At 38.0% G+C, this 242-nt stretch carries 1 protein-coding gene; it reads right to left on the minus strand.

Translation table 11 applies throughout. From position 1 onward, the window contains the following. Positions 1-242, minus strand: a 242-nt coding sequence (locus AOA62_RS32355) for a hypothetical protein (RefSeq protein WP_218244246.1), incomplete at both ends; no start/stop codon positions are given.

A 242-nucleotide genomic window follows, 5' to 3' on the forward strand; every position in this document is an offset into this window, starting at 1 on the left:
GTTACATCGTAAAAACCTGGATCTACTTCTATTCTAATTGTTTGTCCTGTCCTCTCATCTTCTTCCTCTAATGTGGATTGATGAGTAATGACGGAAGTTGGTTCGTCGTGTTCATAGATAATTTCATCTTCCTGTACCACTTTATCTACCCAAGCAACGCTACTACCGTAATGTATCGTTAAGGGATCCTCACCTAAATAAGTTACTACTGGTGTTAAATACAGCACTCCTTGAGAATAATT

Origin of the sequence: Pseudomonas sp. 2995-3 (assembly GCF_002742565.1) — a bacterium.
In the GTDB taxonomy this organism is placed as follows: domain Bacteria; phylum Pseudomonadota; class Gammaproteobacteria; order Pseudomonadales; family Pseudomonadaceae; genus Aquipseudomonas; species Aquipseudomonas edaphica.